The sequence below is a fragment of the Bacillus cereus group sp. N31 genome (assembly GCF_016483245.1).
Taxonomy (GTDB): Bacteria; Bacillota; Bacilli; order Bacillales; family Bacillaceae_G; genus Bacillus_A; species Bacillus_A toyonensis.
This window is the reverse complement of the sequence record NZ_JAEHCH010000022.1, coordinates 27159-47272: the sequence shown is the minus strand read 5'-3', so window position 1 is coordinate 47272 and position 20114 is coordinate 27159. Positions and strand designations below refer to the sequence as shown.

Genomic DNA, 20114 nt, shown 5'->3' with positions numbered 1-20114 from the left:
TGCACCCCAAACTATTCATTCTACTTGTATAGTTTACATGAAAATAATAAAAAACTCTTTTTATGTGATTGAATGGATGGCTGATTTTTTCGCTCAGGGCAATTGACATAAAAAATGCACTAGTTTTGCACAACTATTATTTATAATAGAAAACGTAGCGACACAAATACCCTATGTTGCGACATAACGTCATGTCATTTTATTTATAAAATGACAATTCCATTCTATTGTGTATGTGAGATAGAGAGGGTTTTCGTATTCACCTCGCATCGGATAAGAAAAATTTCCTATCTCACACTTTTTTTAAAAGGAGATAATACACATGAATCCAAAAGAAGAAATTTCAAAAAAAGAAAAGCAAGATCGTAATACGGTTGTAATGTGTGTTGCCGTATCTATGATTATTATTATAAGTTGCGTAAATAAAATTTTGGGAATTTTATAATATATAAAAGCTGATTACTTGTTAACAAGCAATCAGCTTTTTTTATTTTATCCGATTGGTGTGGAGTAATAACTAGTGGGGGAATGACCTCCTGGATTAAAGTTCTACTTTATCAAGAGGCATATTTTTATATAATAAACCAAGGTAAAATTGCTAATCCAGAAGTTACCATTGCTGTAGCACATATTAAAAAGATAGCTCGTTTTTTTTGTTTCATGTCACATTCTCCTCTACATATCAATTGAATGCTGTTCGTTCATTTTATATTTTTAGTATAGTGAATGGAAAGGATTGGTACGATCGATAAAGGTGACATGAAGATTACATTGTTGTAATGAAAAAAGCATCTTTCTTAATAAGAAGATGCTTTTAGAAAACTATCCCGCTATTTGTGGATTAATAATCAGTGGGGATAGACACCCCCCACACCAATTAAAGTTTCATTTTATATTGAAGTATTAATCATTTAAGAATAAAACCATATGTTCTTCGTCCCAATATTGACCGTTGTGCTTTAATGAACGTTCTTGCACGCCGTAAGTTTGGAAACCTAATGACTCATATAGTTTTTTTGCGGCATCGTTACCAGCTACAACATCGAGCATAAGTTGTTCTACATGTAATTTATCGGCATTTTCAATAATTGCTTTAATTAGAGCTCGTCCTGCCCCAAGGCCACGTGCTTTTGGGGAAACAAAAACGGAGCCGATTTTTGCTTTATGTTCTTGTTTAATGAATGGTTTTGTTTCTAAAGTAGCAATACCAATCAAATCGTTATCGTTGAAGACACCTAGAGTATACTTATCCGGATTGCTTAATCTTTTTGCCATAGCAGCTACAGGATTTTCATGTTTAAGAACATCTTCATAAGAAGAGCTAAAAGCTTCCGGGTTCTTCGTTAAACCTTCCATACAAACTTTTAAATATATTTCTGCGTCCTCTGTTGTTAATAAGCGAATTTCCATAGTTGTAACCTCCTTGGTGGATTTCAAATAAATCCATTACTTTTATAAGATTGAGTATGCGTTTTTTAGCAGTCTCTTTTAATTTGTAAAAGAATGAAAAGATATATGCTACAATGTTTTGATTTAATTGTGTAATGAAATTATATATTAACTTTATTAACTATTCAAGTCTTTAATATATTACATTTTTATAACTAAAATAACTCCTCGATTGAGGAGTTATTTTTTAAACATTCAATTGATAGCCATCAATTCGTTTTGGATGTGTGTAAATATTACAAGAGTCATTTCTAATAAATCCTACGACTGTAATGCCTAAGTCATGAGCAAGTTGCAAGGCTAGTTTTGTTGGAGCGGATTTAGATAGAACAATTTCACAGCCGATTTTTGAAACTTTGAGTAAAATTTCAGATGAAATACGTCCGCTAAATGCGATAATTTTTCCTTTAACAGATATATCATTACGTAAACAATAGCCGTATATTTTATCTAATGCGTTATGTCTTCCGATATCCATTCTTGATATAAGGATATTGTTTCGATCACATAGCGCAGTATTGTGAACACCGCCGGTTTGGCGAAATGTAGTGGAAGATTGTTGTAAGGCATTCATTAAGTAAAAGCATTCTTCAGGAGTAATTTTTACATGTATATCATGTAAATCTTTTGCTTTTGCGGCGTCGTTTACGAAAATAAAACCTTGTCTACCTTTTCCGCAGCAAGAAGTGATGTATCGTTTATTATATAAAGTTTGATAGAGTGGATTCACTTTTGATGATTTTACATGGACAATTCCGTTCTCTTTTTGAACCCATATTTCTTCAACATCTTTATAGGAAGAAATAATTCCTTCAGAAATTAAAAAACCAACTACCATATCTTCAATGTAATTTGGTGTGCATACAACTGTTACGTATTCTTCACCATTTAATTTAATAGTAATAGGAGATTCTGTAACAATCTCATCAACTTGTTTTGAAAATGAGCCAGATTGATAGCGTACAATCGTATATGTCTCTTGCGTAAACTCCATATTAAATTCCCCTTTTATATGTATTTTTCTCCCACATTTATCATAAAACATTGAAAAAATAAAAACACCTATTAGCAGAGAAATCACAGATTATTTTGGTTATTATTGTATATGTACGATATAATAGAACTGTAGAATAGTGACATTTTCAAGCTTTCGTAGTTATACCTTATAACATCAAGAATCGACTTCATAAGAAAAGGATTTCAGCAGAGCGTTTCAAAAATATGTACAGTAATTTATTTATGAAAACGGATTCATAAATATGTTTTACAGTTGGTTGTAAGGAGAGGGGAAACTATGGCAGAACAGACAGTCCGTGTAACCGTTGATAGTAAAGAATTTGCTGCATCAGGTGAAAAGACGATACTACAATTGTTTAACGAGAGTAACTTGGAACATCCTCAAATTTGTCATGTACCAGAAGTAGATCCAATTCAAACTTGTGATACATGTATTGTAGAAGTAGATGGGAAGTTAATGCGTGCTTGTTCAACGCAAATAGAGAACGGTATGCATATTGAAAGACAGTCGCAGCGCGCAAAAGAGGCGCAGACTGAGGCGATGGATCGAATATTAGAGAACCATTTATTGTATTGTACTGTTTGTGATAACAATAATGGTAACTGTAAAGTGCATAATACAGTGCATATGATGGAAATTGAAGAACAGAAATACCCGTATGAACCGAAAGTAAGTGCATGTGAAGTGGACATGTCACATCCGTTTTACCGGTATGATCCAAATCAATGTATTGCTTGTGGACAGTGTGTAGAAGTATGTCAAAACCTACAAGTCAATGAAACTATATCGATTGATTGGAATTTAGACCGCCCGCGTGTTATTTGGGACAATGGTGTAAGTATAAATGACTCGTCTTGTGTGAGTTGTGGGCAATGTGTAACAGTTTGTCCATGTAATGCGTTAATGGAAAAAACAATGCTAGGTGAAGCTGGGTTTATGACAGGATTAAAACCAGATGTGTTAGATCCGATGATTGATTTTGTAAAAGATGTAGAGCCAGGATATAGCAGTATTTTAGCAGTTTCAGAAGTGGAATCTGCGATGCGCAAGACGAAGGTTAAAAAAACGAAAACAGTTTGTACATTTTGCGGTGTAGGTTGCTCGTTTGAAGTTTGGACGAAAGACCGTCACATTTTAAAAGTACAACCTGTTTCAGATGCACCGGTTAATGGTATCTCTACATGTGTAAAAGGCAAATTTGGATGGGACTTTGTAAATAGTGAAGATCGCATTACAAAGCCATTAATTCGCCAAGGAGATATGTTTGTTGAAGCTTCTTGGGAAGAAGCTCTTGAAGTTGTTGCATCTAACATGCAGCATATTAAATCAGAATACGGCAGCGATGCATTTGGGTTTATTTCTTCTTCGAAAGTAACGAATGAAGAGAATTATCTTATGCAAAAACTAGCTCGTCAAATATATGGAACAAATAATGTAGATAACTGTTCCCGTTATTGTCAATCTCCAGCAACAGACGGCTTATTTAAAACTGTCGGTATGGGCGGGGATGCTGGAACAGTGAAAGATATCGCTGAAGCAGGTCTTGTTATTATCGTTGGTGCGAATCCGACAGAGGGACATCCTGTACTTGCGACGCGTGTGAAACGTGCTCATAAATTACACGAACAAAAATTAATTGTAGCAGACCTTCGTAAACATGAAATGGCTGAGCGTGCGGATATATTTGTTCATCCGAGTCAAGGAACTGATTATGTATGGCTTGCTGGTATTACGAAATATATTATCGATCAAGACTGGCATGATAAAAAGTTCTTAGCTGAAAATGTAAAGAACTTTGATGAATATAGCAAAATGTTAGAAAAGTATTCGCTTGATTACACAGAAGAAATTACGGGTATTTCTAAAGGGAACCTGAAAGAAATGGCTCGTATGGTATATGAAGCAGATGGTACTTGTGTACTTTGGGGAATGGGGGTAACTCAAAATACAGGAGGTAGTACAACTTCAGCTGCAATTTCAAATTTATTACTTATTACGGGTAACTACCGTCGTCCCGGTGCAGGTGCATACCCATTAAGAGGACATAATAACGTACAAGGCGCTTGTGATATGGCGACCTTACCGAATTGGCTTCCAGGTTATCAAGCGGTATCTGATGATACGCTCCGTGCTAAATTTGAAAAAGCGTACGGTACGACGATTCCGAAAGAGCCAGGATTAAATAATATTGCAATGTTACTTGCGGCGGAAGAAGGAAAACTGCGCGGTATGTATGTTATGGGTGAAGAAATGGCTTTAGTAGATTCAAATGCGAACCATGTGCAACATATTTTAGCGAATTTAGATTTCCTTGTTGTTCAAGATATGTTCTTATCAAAAACAGCTCGTTTTGCTGATGTTATTTTACCGGCAGCACCGAGCTTAGAAAAAGAAGGGACGTTTACGAATACAGAACGTCGTATTCAAAGATTATATGAAGTATTGAAGCCGCTTGGTGATTCAAAACCAGACTGGTGGATTTTACAAAAAGTAGCTCGTGCACTAGGCGGAGATTGGAATTATGAAAACCCAAGTGAGATTATGGATGAAATAGCATCGCTTGCACCGTTATATTCTCAGGCAACATATGATCGTTTAGAAGGATGGAATAGTTTATGTTGGGGTAGCCATGATGGTAGCGATACACCGCTATTATATGTAGATGGATTTAACTTCCCAGATAAACTTGCTCGTTTATCATTAGATGAATGGGTACCACCAGTTGTGGCGCCGGATGAGTATGATTTACTATTAAATAATGGTCGTATGCTAGAGCATTTCCATGAAGGGAATATGACGAATAAGTCGGCTGGTATTTTATCTAAAGTATCTGAAGTATTCGTTGAAATTTCACCTGAACTTGCTAAAGAGCGTAATGTGAAAGATGGTGGTCTTGTAGAATTAGCATCGCCGTTTGGTAAGATTAAAGTACAAGCACTTGTTACAGACCGTGTAACGGGAAATGAGTTATATTTACCAATGCATGCGACAGTAAATGAAGAGGCTATTAATATTTTAACAGGAACAGCGACAGACATTTATACGTGTACACCAGCTTATAAACAAACGATGGTGAAACTGCGCGTATTACGTGAAAAAGGAAATCGTCCATTACCATCTTCAAACCCGCGAGATAAAAAACGCCATCCACAAAATGGTGTTGAAATTCAGCAAAAATGGCAAAGAAAACAATACGTATCACTGGTGGACTAGGGGGCGGAGATAGTGGCAAAAGAAATTACGTTAATTAAAAAGAAAGTTGTAACAGAAGAAGAGAAGAAACAGCAATTAGCAGAGGAACTGTTCACGGAATTAGCGAATAACCGTGAAGCAGTTGAGGAAACGATGCAATTACTAGCGCAATTACAGAAAGCTGGTATTTTAGATGCGGCGATTAGTTTACTTGCTGCGAAAGAAGATGTTTCGAAAATTGCTGTTGAGCAATTAAATCGTGAACCAGTGAAAAATGTACTGAACAATATGATGGGGGCAGGAGAGGCTTTATCTTCAGTTGACCCAGAGGTAACAAAACAAATCACATCGAGCTTAGTTACTGGATTGCAATTTGCAACAGATGAATTAAATAGTGGTAAAAAAACAAAAGTGATGGATTTCTTTAAAGTATTAAAAGATCCAGATATCAATAGAGCAATCACATTCGGTTTTAGCTTTTTGAAAGCATTTGGGCAAGGATTAGAGAAAAAATAGAGTAGATGAAGAAAGTGATGGGAAGTAGCCATCACTTTTTTCATTATAGGTATAAGAGTGTTCATGTTAAGCGGAATATATTATTATTAAAAAGATGGATTAGAAATGGAAATGTGGAATCTATCTCAAATATCGTTTTAGAATGTGGAGGAATATATGCAACACCGTAAAAGACTATCTATACCAGGAGTAATGAGCCATTCCTTTCAAACAGTAAAATTTGCTTTTTGGAATGTATTAACCTTTCAACTTGCTTATAAATTGTTAGCAGCGATTGTATTTGTTCCACTGTTTGGGATCATTTTTAATAAATTATTGTATTTTGGTGGTTACGCAAATGCGACAAATGATGAATTATTAGCATTTTTGAAAACACCATACGGCATTTTGGCAATCGTAATTTTATCATTGTTAGCACTGTTTCTTATCTTTACGGAATTTGCGGTGCTTATTATTATTTCGTATTTCGCTCATAAAAGACAAAAGGTGAAATTACGTCCGATTTTATATAAAACAGTAACGTACTTACCTACGCTTTTCACATATTGCTTACCGGGATTTATTTTATATGCTGTCGTATTGTTACCTCTTTTAAATATGGGATATGAAACGGCATTAATTCCGCAAATCCAAATTCCTAACTTTATTACAGGAGAACTGTTTAAAACGACGATGGGACAAGTAGGCTATTACACGTTCTTTGCCGTAGTTGCGTATTTGAACCTTCGCTGGATTTTCGTTCTACCTATTGTTGTTTTAGAACAAAAGCCGTTTCGCACAGCAGCGCGTAAAAGTGCAGCTTTAGTAAAAGAAAGCTTTTTTAAAGTACTATTCTTTTTAGTAGGTTTTTTTATTTCAATAGGAATTGTTTATATTGTGTTTTTTGGAATATATTTATTGTGTCTATGGGGTGTGTATGAATTTACAAACCCAGAAGGAACATTTGCTTTATTAGCTGAATCAACGATTTCTGTATTCCTAACAAGTACATTGTATTTATTTAGCTTTATCGTTACACCATTTTATATTATGGCTATAACAAGATTGTACTTACAAAAGGTTCCGGTTGAAGATGTTTTATTAGAAGAAGGATTAGATTATTCGAAAACGAAAGCGGATAAATGTTTTTTCCAAAAACATCGTTGGAAATTTATTAGTGTATATATTGTAGGGATTATTACGGCCGGAATGGTCGTTGCCTTCATTGTAACGTTTATTTCAAATTCGTATAAAGAACCGATTATTATGGCGCACCGCGGATATATATCAAAAGGGGTAGAAAATACGAAAGAAGCTGTGCAAGGTGCTATTGATGCAAAAGCAGACTACGCTGAAATAGATGTATTACAAACGAAAGACGGTGAGCTAGCGGTTATACATGACTTGAAGTTAAAACGTCTTGCAAATGCCAATGTGCATGTGTCAGATTTAACGATGGATGAATTAAGACAGCTTACTCTTAGTCAAGATGGATTTTCAGGACAAATAAGTACACTTGATGAAATCATTAAGCTTGCAAAGGGGAAAATCAAACTCAATATTGAAGTGAAGCTTCATGGGGGCGAAAAAGACTTTGTAAATAAAGTATTAAAAGCGATTAAAGATAATGAATTTGAGAAGCAATGTGTAATTCAAACGTTACACTATCCACTCATTAAAGAGTTTAAGCGTGCAAATTCAGATATAAGAGTAGGATATATACTGTATGCAAGTAGAGCTAACTTAAAGAATGTAAAAGCTGACTTTTATGTAGCAGAAGAATACATGTTAAATAAGAAATTAGTAAAAGAAGCAAGGAAGTTAAATAAGCCAATTTACGTATGGACAGTAAATGATATGGAGAGTTTAAAGGCATATTATAAGTTAAACGTAGATGGTATCATTACCGATTATCCTGAAGATGCACGTGAAACAATTAAGGAGTTAAAAGAGCAAGAAGCGGAAGAAAGTGATCTGTTTGATAAAATTACTGAAACAACAGATGATTTGTTTTCAAAGTTATTTATAAGTTATCCAGCTGCTGGCTAAATGCCAGCAGCTGTTTTTTTGTAAAAAGAATATATTTCTAAAGTATTGTGTAAAGTAATAACTGTATATGTATACGTCTTCATTTGGAGTTTTTACATTGTTATATTATTGTCAAATAATAAATGATTACTGCTTATTTTGAAGGGATATAATAAAAATAGAGTAATAGATAATGAAATAGAACGAATTTCCTAATAGAATCAATGTTTTATATATTTACACTATTCTAAATATATAAACTTTAGAAAAATGATATGTTAGCGTTTTCATAACTTTTAAGTTATGCTAGAATAAGGACATAAGTTATTAATTATTACAAAAAGAAAAAAGACTTTCTTTTTTCTGTTAATTATAAGGGGGCATTTCATTATGCGTATTGGGGTACCAGCAGAAATTAAAAACAACGAAAACCGTGTGGCAATGACACCAGCTGGTGTTGTACATTTAATTCGTAACAATCACGAAGTATTTATTCAAAAGGGTGCAGGTTTAGGATCTGGTTTCACAGATGCTCAGTATGTTGAAGCGGGAGCAAAAATTGTTGATACAGCTGAAGAAGCTTGGAACATGGAAATGGTTATGAAAGTTAAGGAACCAATTGAAAGCGAATACAAACACTTCAGTGAAGGTTTAATCTTATTCACATACTTACACTTAGCTCCAGAACCAGAATTAACAAAAGCTTTAATCGAGAAGAAAGTAGTAGCTATTGCGTACGAAACAGTACAATTAGAAAACCGTTCATTACCATTACTTGCACCTATGAGTGAAGTAGCTGGTCGTATGGCTGCACAAATTGGTGCACAGTTCCTTGAGAAAAACAAAGGCGGTAAAGGTATCTTACTTGCAGGTGTTCCAGGGGTTAAACGTGGTAAAGTAACAATTATCGGTGGTGGACAAGCTGGTACAAATGCTGCTAAAATTGCAGTTGGACTAGGTGCGGATGTAACAATCATCGACTTAAGTGCAGAACGTCTTCGTCAATTAGATGACATTTTCGGAAACCAAGTAAAAACTTTAATGTCTAATCCTTACAATATTGCAGAAGCTGTAAAAGAGTCTGATCTTGTAATTGGTGCAGTATTAATCCCAGGTGCAAAAGCGCCAAAACTTGTAACAGAAGAAATGATTAAATCAATGGAACCAGGTTCTGTTGTTGTAGATATCGCGATTGACCAAGGTGGTATTTTCGAAACAACTGACCGTATTACAACTCATGATAACCCAACTTACGAAAAACACGGTGTTGTTCATTATGCAGTTGCAAACATGCCAGGTGCGGTTCCACGTACATCAACTCTTGCATTAACAAACGTAACAGTACCATATGCAGTACAAATTGCTAACAAAGGCTACAAAGCTGCTTGCCTAGGCAACACTGCATTATTAAAAGGTATTAACACATTAGATGGCTATGTAACATTTGAAGCTGTTGCAGAAGCTCACGGTGTAGAGTACAAAGGTGCTAAAGAATTATTAGAAGCAGAAACAGTATCTTGCTAATAGAAGCATTATACAAAACAAAATCGAACAATATATAAAACAACATGATAAGAGCTAAGAGATAATACCTCTTAGCTCTTCTTGGCAAAAGGGGGCATTCATCGTGGCCAACCTATTTAAAAAGAAATCCGTTACGCAATTGTTAGGGGAAAGTAAAAGTAAAACTTTAACGAAAACGCTAGGGGCATTTGACCTAACAATGCTAGGGATTGGTGCGATAATTGGTACAGGAGTTCTAGTATTAACTGGATTAGTAGCAGCAAGAGATGCTGGTCCGGCGGTTATTTTTTCATTTATGATTGCAGCAATTGTTTGTGGATTTGCAGCTTTATGTTATGCGGAAGTTGCGTCTACACTTCCTGTTTCAGGTAGTGTGTACACATATTCGTATGCAACAATTGGTGAGTTTGTTGCCCATTTAATGGGATGGACATTGTTATCCGTATATGTCGTAACGACTGCCGCAGTAGCTGGTGGATGGACGGGTTATTTCCATAACTTAGTGAGTGGATTGGGACTTGAAATTCCAAAAGCATTGCTAACGATTCCAGCACAGGGTGGTATGGTAAACTTACCAGCAGTTATCGTTACGTTAGTGATAACTTGGTTATTATCACGAGGTACGAAAGAAAGTAAGCGTGTGAATAACATAATGGTATTAATTAAAATTGGTATTGTTGTTTTATTCATTGCAGTTGGTGTATTCTACGTGAAACCAGAAAACTGGATACCATTTGCACCTTACGGTTTAAGTGGAGTGTTCGCAGGGGGAGCAGCAGTATTCTTTGCTTTCTTAGGATTTGATGCATTAGCAACTTCTGCTGAAGAAGTAAAAAATCCACAACGTGATCTACCAATTGGTATTATTGCTTCGTTAGTTATTTGTACAATCATTTATGTTGTAGTTTGTCTCGTTATGACAGGTATGGTTTCTTATAAGGAATTAGATGTACCTGAAGCTATGGCATATGTGTTAGAAGTTGTAGGACAAGATAAAGTGGCTGGTGTAATTGCTATTGGAGCTGTAATCGGTATTATGGCTGTAATTTTCGCTTACATTTATGCGACAACGCGTGTATTCTTCGCAATGAGCCGTGACGGTTTATTACCAAAATCTTTTGCGAAAATTAACAAGAAGACTGAAGCGCCAACATTTTCAGTGTGGTTAACGGGAATTGGTAGTGCTTTAATTGCTGGATTTATCGATTTAAAAGAATTATCGAATTTAGCGAATATTGGAGCGTTATTAACATTCGCCATGGTGGGTGTAACTGTTATCATTCTTCGTAAAACGCATCCGAAATTACAACGTGGATTTATGGTACCACTTGTACCGATCTTACCGATTATTTCAGTTGCATGTTGTCTATTCTTAATGGTAAATTTACCATTAAAAACATGGATATACTTCGGTGTTTGGTTAGCAATCGGAGTAGTTGTATACTTTGTTTATTCGAAAAAACATAGTCATTTAAAAGATGATGGAAGTTCGCAGGATAATTTAGAACAAGCTAATTAAAGGGATATAAATAGTAAGCCTTTTGCGTCTAGGGAGCGCACAAGGCTTTTTCTTTTGGATAAGGAAGGAAATAAATGTTAAATTGTCGAATTTTTATGTCGGAATATGAAAAAAGGGGAGGAAGAGGAATGTTAGAAACGAAAGTTGTTGTTGGAGCAGAGGGGTATAATAATAACCCTGGTTGGTTACATACGAATGAAGAAAAATTAAATTTATTGCGAAGAGAAACTTGGCTTGATCAGTTTCAACCTAATTCTTTATCAGCAATTTTAGCGGAACATGTATGGGAGCATTTATCGTACGAAGAAGGAATCGAAGCGGCAAAAATTTGTTATGAGTTTTTAAAGGAGGATGGATATATTCGTTGTGCAGTGCCAGATGCATTTTTCCCAGATGAAGAATATCAGCAAGGTGTACAAGTAGGTGGACCAGGGCCATTAGATCATCCAGCAGCAAGTCATAAAATCGTTCATAACTATAAAACAATCACGTCCATGTTTGAATCGGCAGGTTTTCAAGTTAGGATTTTAGAATACTGTGATGAGAATGGTAAGTTTCATTATAATGATTGGAATGAGAAAGATGGTTTTATTTATCGCTCGAAACGTTTTGATCATAGAAATCAAGATGGTACATTAAAATTTGCTTCGTTAATTGTGGATGCAGTGAAACTTTAATCAGTGGGGGTTCTTCATCTCCTGCTGATTATTAGCCTTTAACAATCGGGCTTTTACGGGTAGCTAATGTAGGGGAAATAAGAGAAGGATGCACGATAGTTTTCGTGCATCCTTTTTGTATGAAGAGTATGATAGGTGCGGAGAATATTGATATGTATATGTTGAAATATGAATGGAATTGTCAAAAAAATCTTTCGGATTTTATTGACACATATGAGTAGGCGCTCATATAATAAAAGTATAAGATATATGAACAGTTGTTCATATGTTCAATTAAAGAGGTGAGCTATAATGGCTGAAAATAAAGTAGAAACACCGCAGGAAACTTGTTCTCAAACGGTAATTCATGAGGAAGTCGTGGATCAAGTGAAGCAAACAATTCCGACTGATGAAAGTTTAAGTAAAGTAGCAGAACTATTTAAAGTATTAGGTGACCGTACGCGTACGAGAATATTACATGCATTATTTGAAGCTGAAATGTGCGTTTGTGATTTAGCTTATTTATTAGGAATGACACAATCGTCTATTTCACATCAGCTACGTGTGTTAAAGCAAGCGAAACTTGTAAAGAATCGTAAAGAAGGAAAGGTCGTTTATTATTCGTTAGCTGATCAGCACGTAATTCATATCTTCGAGCAAGCGTTTGAACACGTAAACGAGGAAGAATAAAAACGCGAGGAGGGAGAACGATGGCAGAAGCATTAGTGAAAAAGAAACTGATGTTAGAAGGTTTAGATTGTGCGAACTGTGCAATGAAAATTGAAAAAGGCGTTGGGAATATAGAAGGAGTAAATTCTTGCTCTGTAAACTTTGCAACAAAGACGATGGTTTTAGAAACAGCACAAAATAAAGAAAATGAAGTTGTGACAGAAGCAAAACAGCTTGTTACAAAGTTAGAACCACATATTAAAGTGCAAGAAGAGCAAAAAAATAAAGCTGCAAAAGAAGTTTTTATATTAGAAGGTTTAGATTGCGCGAACTGTGCAATGAAGATTGAAAATAAAGTTAAGGAAATGCCGACAGTTTCAGAAGCAAATGTTGATTTCGTATCAAAGAAATTACGGGTAGAAGTTGCGAATAAAAGAGAGTTAGAATCGACTGTAGAAGATATAAAAAATGTCGTTCAAAAGTTAGAACCAGATGTGAAAGTTGTTCGTGAAGAAAAGAGCGGTCATGACCACGGGCATAGTCACGATCATGGTGAAGCAAATGTGAAAAAGATGATAGGGCGATTAGTAGTCGGTGGAATTTTGACAGGAGTTGCTGCCTTAGCTGATTTACCACAAATGATAACAATTCCGTTATTCGTCCTTGCATATTTATTAATAGGTGGAGATATCGTTTGGAGAGCAGTAAGAAATATAACTCGCGGCCAAGTATTCGATGAAAACTTTTTAATGGCAATTGCAACTGTAGGAGCTTTTGCAATTCAACAATATTCAGAAGCTGTTGCGGTAATGCTATTTTATCAAGTAGGGGAACTATTCCAAAGTATTGCAGTAAATCGCTCTCGAAAATCAATTACTTCATTAATGGATATTCGTCCTGATTATGCGAATGTAAAGGTTGGAAATGAAACGAAACAAGTATCACCGGAAGATGTACAAATCGGCGATTATATTATCGTAAAACCGGGTGAGAAAGTACCATTAGACGGAAAAGTAGTCGAGGGAACATCAATGATGGATACTTCAGCACTTACAGGTGAATCTGTACCGCGTGAAGTAGAAGTTGGTAATGACGTATTAAGTGGTTTTGTAAACCAAAATGGTGTATTAACAATTGAAGTTACAAAAGAATTTGGTGAATCTACTGTATCAAAAATTTTAGATTTAGTTCAAAATGCAAGTAGTAAAAAAGCACCGACAGAAAACTTTATTACGAAATTTGCGCGCTATTATACTCCTGTTGTAGTTATTACAGCAGCGATCATGGCGTTTATTCCACCGCTTATTTTAGAAGGTGCTACATTCTCCGAGTGGATTTATAGAGCGTTAGTATTCTTAGTTATCTCTTGTCCATGTGCGTTAGTCGTATCCATTCCTCTTGGATTCTTTGGAGGTATCGGTGGTGCATCCAAAAGTGGGATTTTAGTAAAAGGAAGTAACTATTTAGAGGCATTGAATGATGTGAAATATATCGTCTTTGATAAAACAGGTACATTAACAAAAGGTGTCTTTAAAGTTACAAAAATGGAGCCAAGTGAAGGTACTACTAGTGAAGAACTGTTAGAGTATGCAGCGTTTGCAGAAGTATATTCAAATCATCCAATTGCACAATCTATTCGAAATGCATATGGAAAATCAATCGATGAAAATGCTATTGAAGACTATAGTGAAATTTCTGGTCATGGTACAGTTGTAAAAGTACAAGGAAAAGAAATTTTCGCAGGTAATGCTAAATTAATGAGAAAAGAAAATATTGAATTTAAGCAACCAGAAACAGTAGGTACATTAGTTCACGTTGCTGTAGATGGTAAATACGCAGGTTATATTGTTATCTCAGATGAGGTAAAAGAGGATTCAAAACAAGCGATTCAAAAGTTAAAAGAACTAGGTATCAAGAAGACAGTGATGTTAACTGGGGATGCAAAAGCAGTTGGTGAAGCTGTTGGAAAAGAATTAGGTTTAGATGAAGTTCACGCAGAACTACTACCACAACAAAAAGTAGAAGAGATTGAAAAAATTGATGCGGCTAAGCGTGGAAAAGAAAAAGTTGCTTTCGTTGGTGATGGTATTAACGACACGCCAGTATTAGCACGAGCGGACGTTGGTATTGCTATGGGTGGCTTAGGATCGGATGCAGCGATTGAAGCTGCAGATATCGTTATAATGACTGATGAACCTTCAAAAATTGCAACAGCTGTTAAAATTGCAAAACGCACAAGAAGTATTGTATGGCAAAATATTATATTTGCATTAGGTGTAAAAGGATTAGTTTTATTACTTGGTGCTTTTGGTATAGCGACAATGTGGGAAGCTGTTTTCTCAGATGTGGGTGTGACGTTAATTGCAGTATTAAATGCAATGCGTGTACTACGAGTGAAAGATTTATAAAAAGAGGGCGCAATTGCGTCCTCTTTTTTATCGGTTATTTTGTTGAAAGTGACTCAATAAAATAATATCAAATATTATTTTAATTTTTAATAACGCAATATTAAATTTTACAAATAAAAAATATTCACCTTGTTATTTTAATATATTTTTTACAAATATTCATATAGTATTGAAAAAACAGAGAAGGAGGAAACTTCTCTGTTTATTTTTGTATGTTTTTTTCAACTTGTTCACGAACAGTTTGAATATAATTCATTTTATGATCCCAGCACTCTTGGCTTAAATCGACAGGATACTCTTCGGGGTTTAAAGTTCGCATGTATTCTTCCCAAAATAGAGCGAGACTCTGTTCGTTATACTTTTGAATATCTAATATACTTGGTAGTTCGTATGTTCTTTCACCGTTAACGAAAATGTCTTTATGCAGTTCACGTGCTTCAAAGTTTGTTACGAATTTACTTATATATGTGTGAACAGGGTGGAACATTTTTAAGCGTTCTTCTTTTTCAGGCTCTTCAGAATCTAACGCAATATAATCGCCTTCAGCATGATTATTAACCCTGTTGACTATACGATAAATTCGTTTAAGCCCTGGAGTTGTAATCTTTTCAGGGTTAGATGAAATTTTAATCGTGTCATTTAATTTCCCGTCAGTATCTTCAATCGCAACTAGTTTGTAAACAGCCCCTAATGCTGGTTGCTCAAAGGATGTAATTAATTTTGTTCCAACACCCCATACGTCAATTTTTGCTCCTTGAGATTTAAGGTGCATAATTGTGTATTCATCTAAATCGCTAGAAGCGATAATTTTTGTATTTGTAAACCCAGCCTCATCTAGTAATATTCTTGCTTTTTTAGACAAATAAGCCATATCACCACTATCAAGACGAATGCCATAGAAATCAATACGATCTCCAAATTCTTTTGCAACACGAATCGCATTTGGAACACCAGATTTTAATGTGTCATATGTATCGACGAGAAAAACACATTTTTTGTGAGTTTCAGCGTATTTTTTAAACGCGACATATTCATCGCGATACGCTTGAACGAAAGAGTGAGCATGTGTGCCGGCTACAGGTATCCCGAAGCGTTTTCCAGCACGAACGTTGCTTGTAGATGAGAAACCGCCAATAAAGGCAGCACGTGTTCCCCAAAGGGCAGCATCAAATTCATGAGCACGTCTTGTGCCAAACTCTAAAAGTTCATCGTTATTTGCAGCATGCTTCATACGAGCAGCTTTTGTTGCAATTAATGTTTGGTAATTCACAATGTTTAAAAGGGCAGTTTCAATAATTTGTGCTTCACCGAGTGGTGCATCAACACGTAATAAAGGCTCGTTATTGAATACAACTTCACCTTCTTGCATACTACGAATGACCCCAGTGAATTTCATATTTTGTAAATAATGAAGGAATTCTTCTTCAAATTGTAATTCTGCTAAATAAGCGATATCGCTCTCGGTAAAACTGAAATTTTCTATGTACTCTACAATTTTTTCAAGACCAGCAAAAACAGCGTAGCCATTCTCAAATGGAAGCTTTCGAAAATATAAATCAAAAACAGAACGGCGATTATGAATACCATCTTTCCAATATGTATAAGCCATGTTGATTTGATATAAATCTGTATGTAAGGCATAACTATCGTCTTTATAATAATTCATTGCGAAAACACCTCCGTAATTTGGTTATAGTATACCAATTTTACGACGTTCGTAGCAAAGAGGAGATATTGATGTGAAGTCAAGAGAGAAAAAAATGAAATAATGCATATTTTTTAGAAAATTAACATTTATCAATTTATATTTCTTTAAATTTTATGTATTATTAGAGTAATGGGGGTAATGAGAATGGAGGAGGACAATGCAACAAACATTAGAAAAAATAGGCAAACAAGTCTTTTATAAACGGCTACAGCAAAAAATGACACAAGAAGAATTATGTCAGGGCATTTGTTCTGTCTCATACTTAAGTAAGATCGAAAATGGAAAGATCGAAGCATCAGAAGAAATTCTACAATTGCTCTGCGCAAGATTAGAGATTGCTGTAACGGATTTAAGAGATGTAGAAGAAGATGTGAAGGGGAAGCTGGATGAATGGTTGAATGCACTAGTTCATTTGGATAAGCAACAAGTAGAACGCATATATGAAGAGTTGCAAGGTGAAATGAAGCATGTTTTGGATTTTGAAATTATAAATTATTATAAACTGCTGTATACACGTTATTTAATGATGAAGCGGGATCTCCCTGCTGTTGAAGAAGAATTGGACGGATTGAAGAAAGTGTATAAGAAATACTCGCCTTTTCAGAAGATGTTATATACGTATAATAAGGCATTATTATATTCTGTGCAGTACAAATATACGCAAGCGTTAGAGTATTTGTTAAAAACAGAATCGATGGCGAAAGAGTTAGGATATTATGAAACAGGAATATATTATAATTTAGCATTGACATATAGTCAGATGGAAATAGATCATATGACATTATACTTTGCTAATGTGGCATTAGAAGGTTTTAAAAGCGAATATAAATTTAGAAATATAATTAATTGTAAGTTTTTAATTGCGTTTAGTTATACTAGAAAAAAACAATATAATGAAGCTATGGAAATCTATAATCATATCATAAGAGAAGCAACTTCTTTTGCTGATAAAGATAATATTCTTTCTATTGCTTTAAATAATATTGGTTATCTGTACTACCGACAAAAAAATTATGCCAAGGCGAAAGAGTATTATATAGAATGCTTAAAATATAAAAAAGAAGAGGATATGAATTATATTGATGCCATGTATGAGCTCTCGTTGCAGTGTATTCAATTAGGAGAACTTGAGGAAGCGGCTGAATGGATTGAAAAAGGTATCCTTGCTGCAAGGAAAGATGAGAGATACAAAGGGATGTTATATTTATTGTTAAATTTAAGATATAAATATTTTGAAGAAAGAGACCTCTATAAAAAATTTCTAGAAACAGAAGTAGTTCCTTTCTTTAAAACAGAGGAAAATATAAAAGATTTAAAGAAAGTATACTTAGAACTAGCTGAATACTTAGAAGAATGCTCAGATTTTAAAGAAAGTAATCGCTATTATAAATTAGCAATTACTTTATTAGAAGAATAAAGAGGAGGGATAGTATGAAAAAGTTAATTGCAGGAACATTTGTGGTTATGGCAATTGCAGCTGTAGTATTGGATATTCAGTATGCTTGGAAGCCAGATACTCTAGGGCAAGAAGCTAAAACAGTTGAACAAATTAATTTATAAAAAAAACCCTTTCCTAACGGAAAGGGTTTTTTCAATATTTGTTCCTCAAAATTCTACAAAACTTGAGAAAATAATTATTTGAATTTTTAGTATATTAATAGTGGAAACATAATGCTAATATGAAACTACTCTTTTTCAAAAAAATTTTTATTAGGGGGAAGGTTCATGAAAAAGAAAAGTTTAGCGTTAGTGTTAGCGGCAGGAATGGCAGTTACTACATTTGGAGGGACAGGCTCTGCGTTTGCAGATTCAAAAAATGTGCTCTCTACGAAGAAGTACAATGAGACGGTGAAGTCGCCTGAGTTTATTTCTGGTGATCTAACTGGAGCAACTGGCAAGAAAGCAGAATCTGTTGTGTTTGATTATTTAAATGCAGCAAAAGGTGATTATAAGCTAGGGGAAAAGAGTGCGCAAGATTCTTTCAAAGTGAAACAAGTGAAAAAAGATGCTGTAACTGATTCAACAGTAGTACGTATGCAACAAGTTTACGAAGGAGTACCTGTATGGGGTTCTACTCAAGTAGCTCACGTAAGTAAAGATGGTTCTTTAAAAGTATTGTCTGGAACAGTTGCACCTGATTTAGACAAGAAAGAAAAGTTGAAAAATAAAAATAAGATTGAAGGCGCAAAAGCGATTGCAATCGCGCAGCAAGATTTAGGTGTAACACCGAAATATGAGGTAGAACCGAAAGCGGACTTATATGTATATCAAAACGGTGAAGAAACAACATATGCATACGTTGTAAATCTAAACTTCTTAGATCCGAGCCCAGGAAACTACTACTATTTCATTGAAGCAGACAGCGGTAAAGTGTTAAATAAATATAATAAACTTGATCATGTAACAAATGAAGATAAGTCACCAGTTAAGCAAGGTGCTCCTAAACAGGAAGCAAAAGCTGTTGTAAAGCCAGTAACAGGAACGAATAAAGTGGGAACTGGTAAAGGTGTATTAGGAGATACGAAATCGCTTAATACAACGTTATCTGGATCATCTTACTACTTGCAAGATAATACGCGCGGGGCAACAATTTTCACATATGATGCGAAAAATCGTACTACATTACCGGGAACATTATGGGTAGATGCAGATAATGTTTTCAATGCAGCGTATGATGCAGCGGCAGTAGATGCTCATTACTATGCAGGTAAAACATATGATTATTATAAAGCTACATTTAATAGAAACTCTATTAATGATGCAGGAGCACCATTAAAATCAACAGTTCATTACGGAAGTAAGTATAATAATGCATTCTGGAACGGCTCACAAATGGTATACGGAGATGGTGATGGTGTAACATTCACTTCATTATCTGGTGGAATTGATGTAATTGGTCACGAATTAACGCATGCTGTTACGGAAAATAGCTCGGATCTAATTTATCAAAATGAATCAGGAGCGCTAAATGAAGCAATTTCTGATATCTTTGGTACTTTAGTAGAATACTATGATAATCGTAATCCAGATTGGGAAATTGGTGAAGATATTTACACGCCTGGTAAAGCAGGAGATGCACTTCGCTCTATGAGTGATCCAGCGAAATATGGTGACCCAGACCATTATTCTAAGCGTTACACTGGTACTAGTGATAACGGTGGGGTTCATACGAACAGTGGTATTATTAACAAGCAAGCTTATTTATTAGCAAATGGCGGTACGCATTCTGGTGTAACTGTAACTGGTATTGGTAAAGATAAATTAGGTGCGATTTACTACCGTGCAAATACACAGTATTTCACGCAATCTACTACATTTAGTCAAGCTCGTGCTGGTGCAGTACAAGCTGCAGCGGATTTATATGGTGCTAGCTCTGCAGAAGTAAATGCAGTGAAGCAATCATTTAGTGCTGTTGGTGTAAACTAAGGATTTAAGGGATAGATATTAA

General features: G+C 35.1%; 15 protein-coding genes. 12 read left to right on the top strand and 3 right to left on the bottom strand.

What is annotated here, in order from left to right; all coding sequences use genetic code 11:
• The first annotated feature begins 322 nt into the window (after positions 1-322).
• Positions 323-445, top strand: coding sequence for a hypothetical protein (locus JDS81_RS30770; RefSeq protein WP_001068390.1), 123 nt, complete (start codon positions 323-325; stop codon positions 443-445).
• Positions 446-903: 458 nt separating this feature from the next.
• Here JDS81_RS30770 and JDS81_RS22535 read toward each other — a convergent pair whose 3' ends face one another.
• Together JDS81_RS22535 and fdhD are read right to left on the bottom strand one after the other, a co-directional pair.
• On the bottom strand, positions 904-1410 hold the full coding sequence (locus JDS81_RS22535) for a GNAT family N-acetyltransferase (RefSeq protein ID WP_087949286.1): 507 nt from the start codon (positions 1408-1410) through the stop codon (positions 904-906).
• A 226-nt stretch (positions 1411-1636) separates the two neighbouring features.
• Entirely contained in the window at positions 1637-2443 is an 807-nt protein-coding gene (gene fdhD / locus JDS81_RS22530; RefSeq protein ID WP_000397291.1) for a formate dehydrogenase accessory sulfurtransferase FdhD, read from the bottom strand.
• Positions 2444-2743: 300 nt separating this feature from the next.
• On the opposite strand from fdhD, the gene fdhF reads away from it, so the two are divergent.
• The 8 genes from fdhF to JDS81_RS22490 all read left to right on the top strand — a co-directional run bounded on the left by fdhF (position 2744) and on the right by JDS81_RS22490 (position 14958).
• Entirely contained in the window at positions 2744-5680 is a 2937-nt protein-coding gene (fdhF, locus tag JDS81_RS22525; RefSeq protein ID WP_097953050.1) for a formate dehydrogenase subunit alpha, read from the top strand.
• 12 nt (positions 5681-5692) lie between these two features.
• Positions 5693-6175 (top strand): helical membrane plugin domain-containing protein, encoded by a 483-nt coding sequence (locus JDS81_RS22520; RefSeq protein ID WP_097953049.1) that lies wholly within the window; start codon positions 5693-5695, stop codon positions 6173-6175.
• Between the two features lie 156 nt (positions 6176-6331).
• The gene (locus JDS81_RS22515; RefSeq protein WP_097953048.1) at positions 6332-8203 is read left to right on the top strand and encodes a glycerophosphoryl diester phosphodiesterase membrane domain-containing protein; all 1872 of its coding nucleotides are present in this window, start codon (positions 6332-6334) and stop codon (positions 8201-8203) included.
• A gap of 369 nt (positions 8204-8572) precedes the next feature.
• Entirely contained in the window at positions 8573-9706 is a 1134-nt protein-coding gene (ald, locus tag JDS81_RS22510; protein WP_001219740.1) for an alanine dehydrogenase, read from the top strand.
• Between the two features lie 103 nt (positions 9707-9809).
• Positions 9810-11225, top strand: coding sequence for an amino acid permease (locus tag JDS81_RS22505; RefSeq protein WP_001284886.1), 1416 nt, complete (start codon positions 9810-9812; stop codon positions 11223-11225).
• Between the two features lie 128 nt (positions 11226-11353).
• Positions 11354-11902: a class I SAM-dependent methyltransferase gene (locus JDS81_RS22500; protein WP_097953047.1), complete on the top strand. Its 549-nt coding sequence runs from the start codon at positions 11354-11356 to the stop codon at positions 11900-11902.
• A 291-nt stretch (positions 11903-12193) separates the two neighbouring features.
• The gene (locus tag JDS81_RS22495; RefSeq protein WP_000829679.1) at positions 12194-12571 is read left to right on the top strand and encodes an ArsR/SmtB family transcription factor; all 378 of its coding nucleotides are present in this window, start codon (positions 12194-12196) and stop codon (positions 12569-12571) included.
• Positions 12572-12591: 20 nt separating this feature from the next.
• Positions 12592-14958, top strand: a complete 2367-nt coding sequence (locus JDS81_RS22490; RefSeq protein WP_097953046.1) for a heavy metal translocating P-type ATPase — start codon at positions 12592-12594, stop codon at positions 14956-14958.
• Positions 14959-15160: 202 nt separating this feature from the next.
• On the opposite strand, the gene JDS81_RS22485 is transcribed toward JDS81_RS22490, so the two are convergent.
• The gene (locus JDS81_RS22485; protein WP_001110357.1) at positions 15161-16624 is read right to left on the bottom strand and encodes a nicotinate phosphoribosyltransferase; all 1464 of its coding nucleotides are present in this window, start codon (positions 16622-16624) and stop codon (positions 15161-15163) included.
• Positions 16625-16823: 199 nt separating this feature from the next.
• Between JDS81_RS22485 and JDS81_RS22480 the strand changes: the two genes are divergently transcribed.
• From JDS81_RS22480 to JDS81_RS22470, 3 genes are all read left to right on the top strand, one after another.
• Complete coding sequence (locus tag JDS81_RS22480; protein ID WP_001187940.1) at positions 16824-18083, top strand: helix-turn-helix transcriptional regulator; 1260 nt, start codon at positions 16824-16826, stop codon at positions 18081-18083.
• A 14-nt stretch (positions 18084-18097) separates the two neighbouring features.
• Positions 18098-18226 (top strand): NprX family peptide pheromone, encoded by a 129-nt coding sequence (locus JDS81_RS22475; RefSeq protein ID WP_000733136.1) that lies wholly within the window; start codon positions 18098-18100, stop codon positions 18224-18226.
• 165 nt (positions 18227-18391) lie between these two features.
• Positions 18392-20092, top strand: coding sequence for a M4 family metallopeptidase (locus tag JDS81_RS22470; protein ID WP_097855205.1), 1701 nt, complete (start codon positions 18392-18394; stop codon positions 20090-20092).
• The last annotated feature ends 22 nt before the right edge of the window (positions 20093-20114 follow it).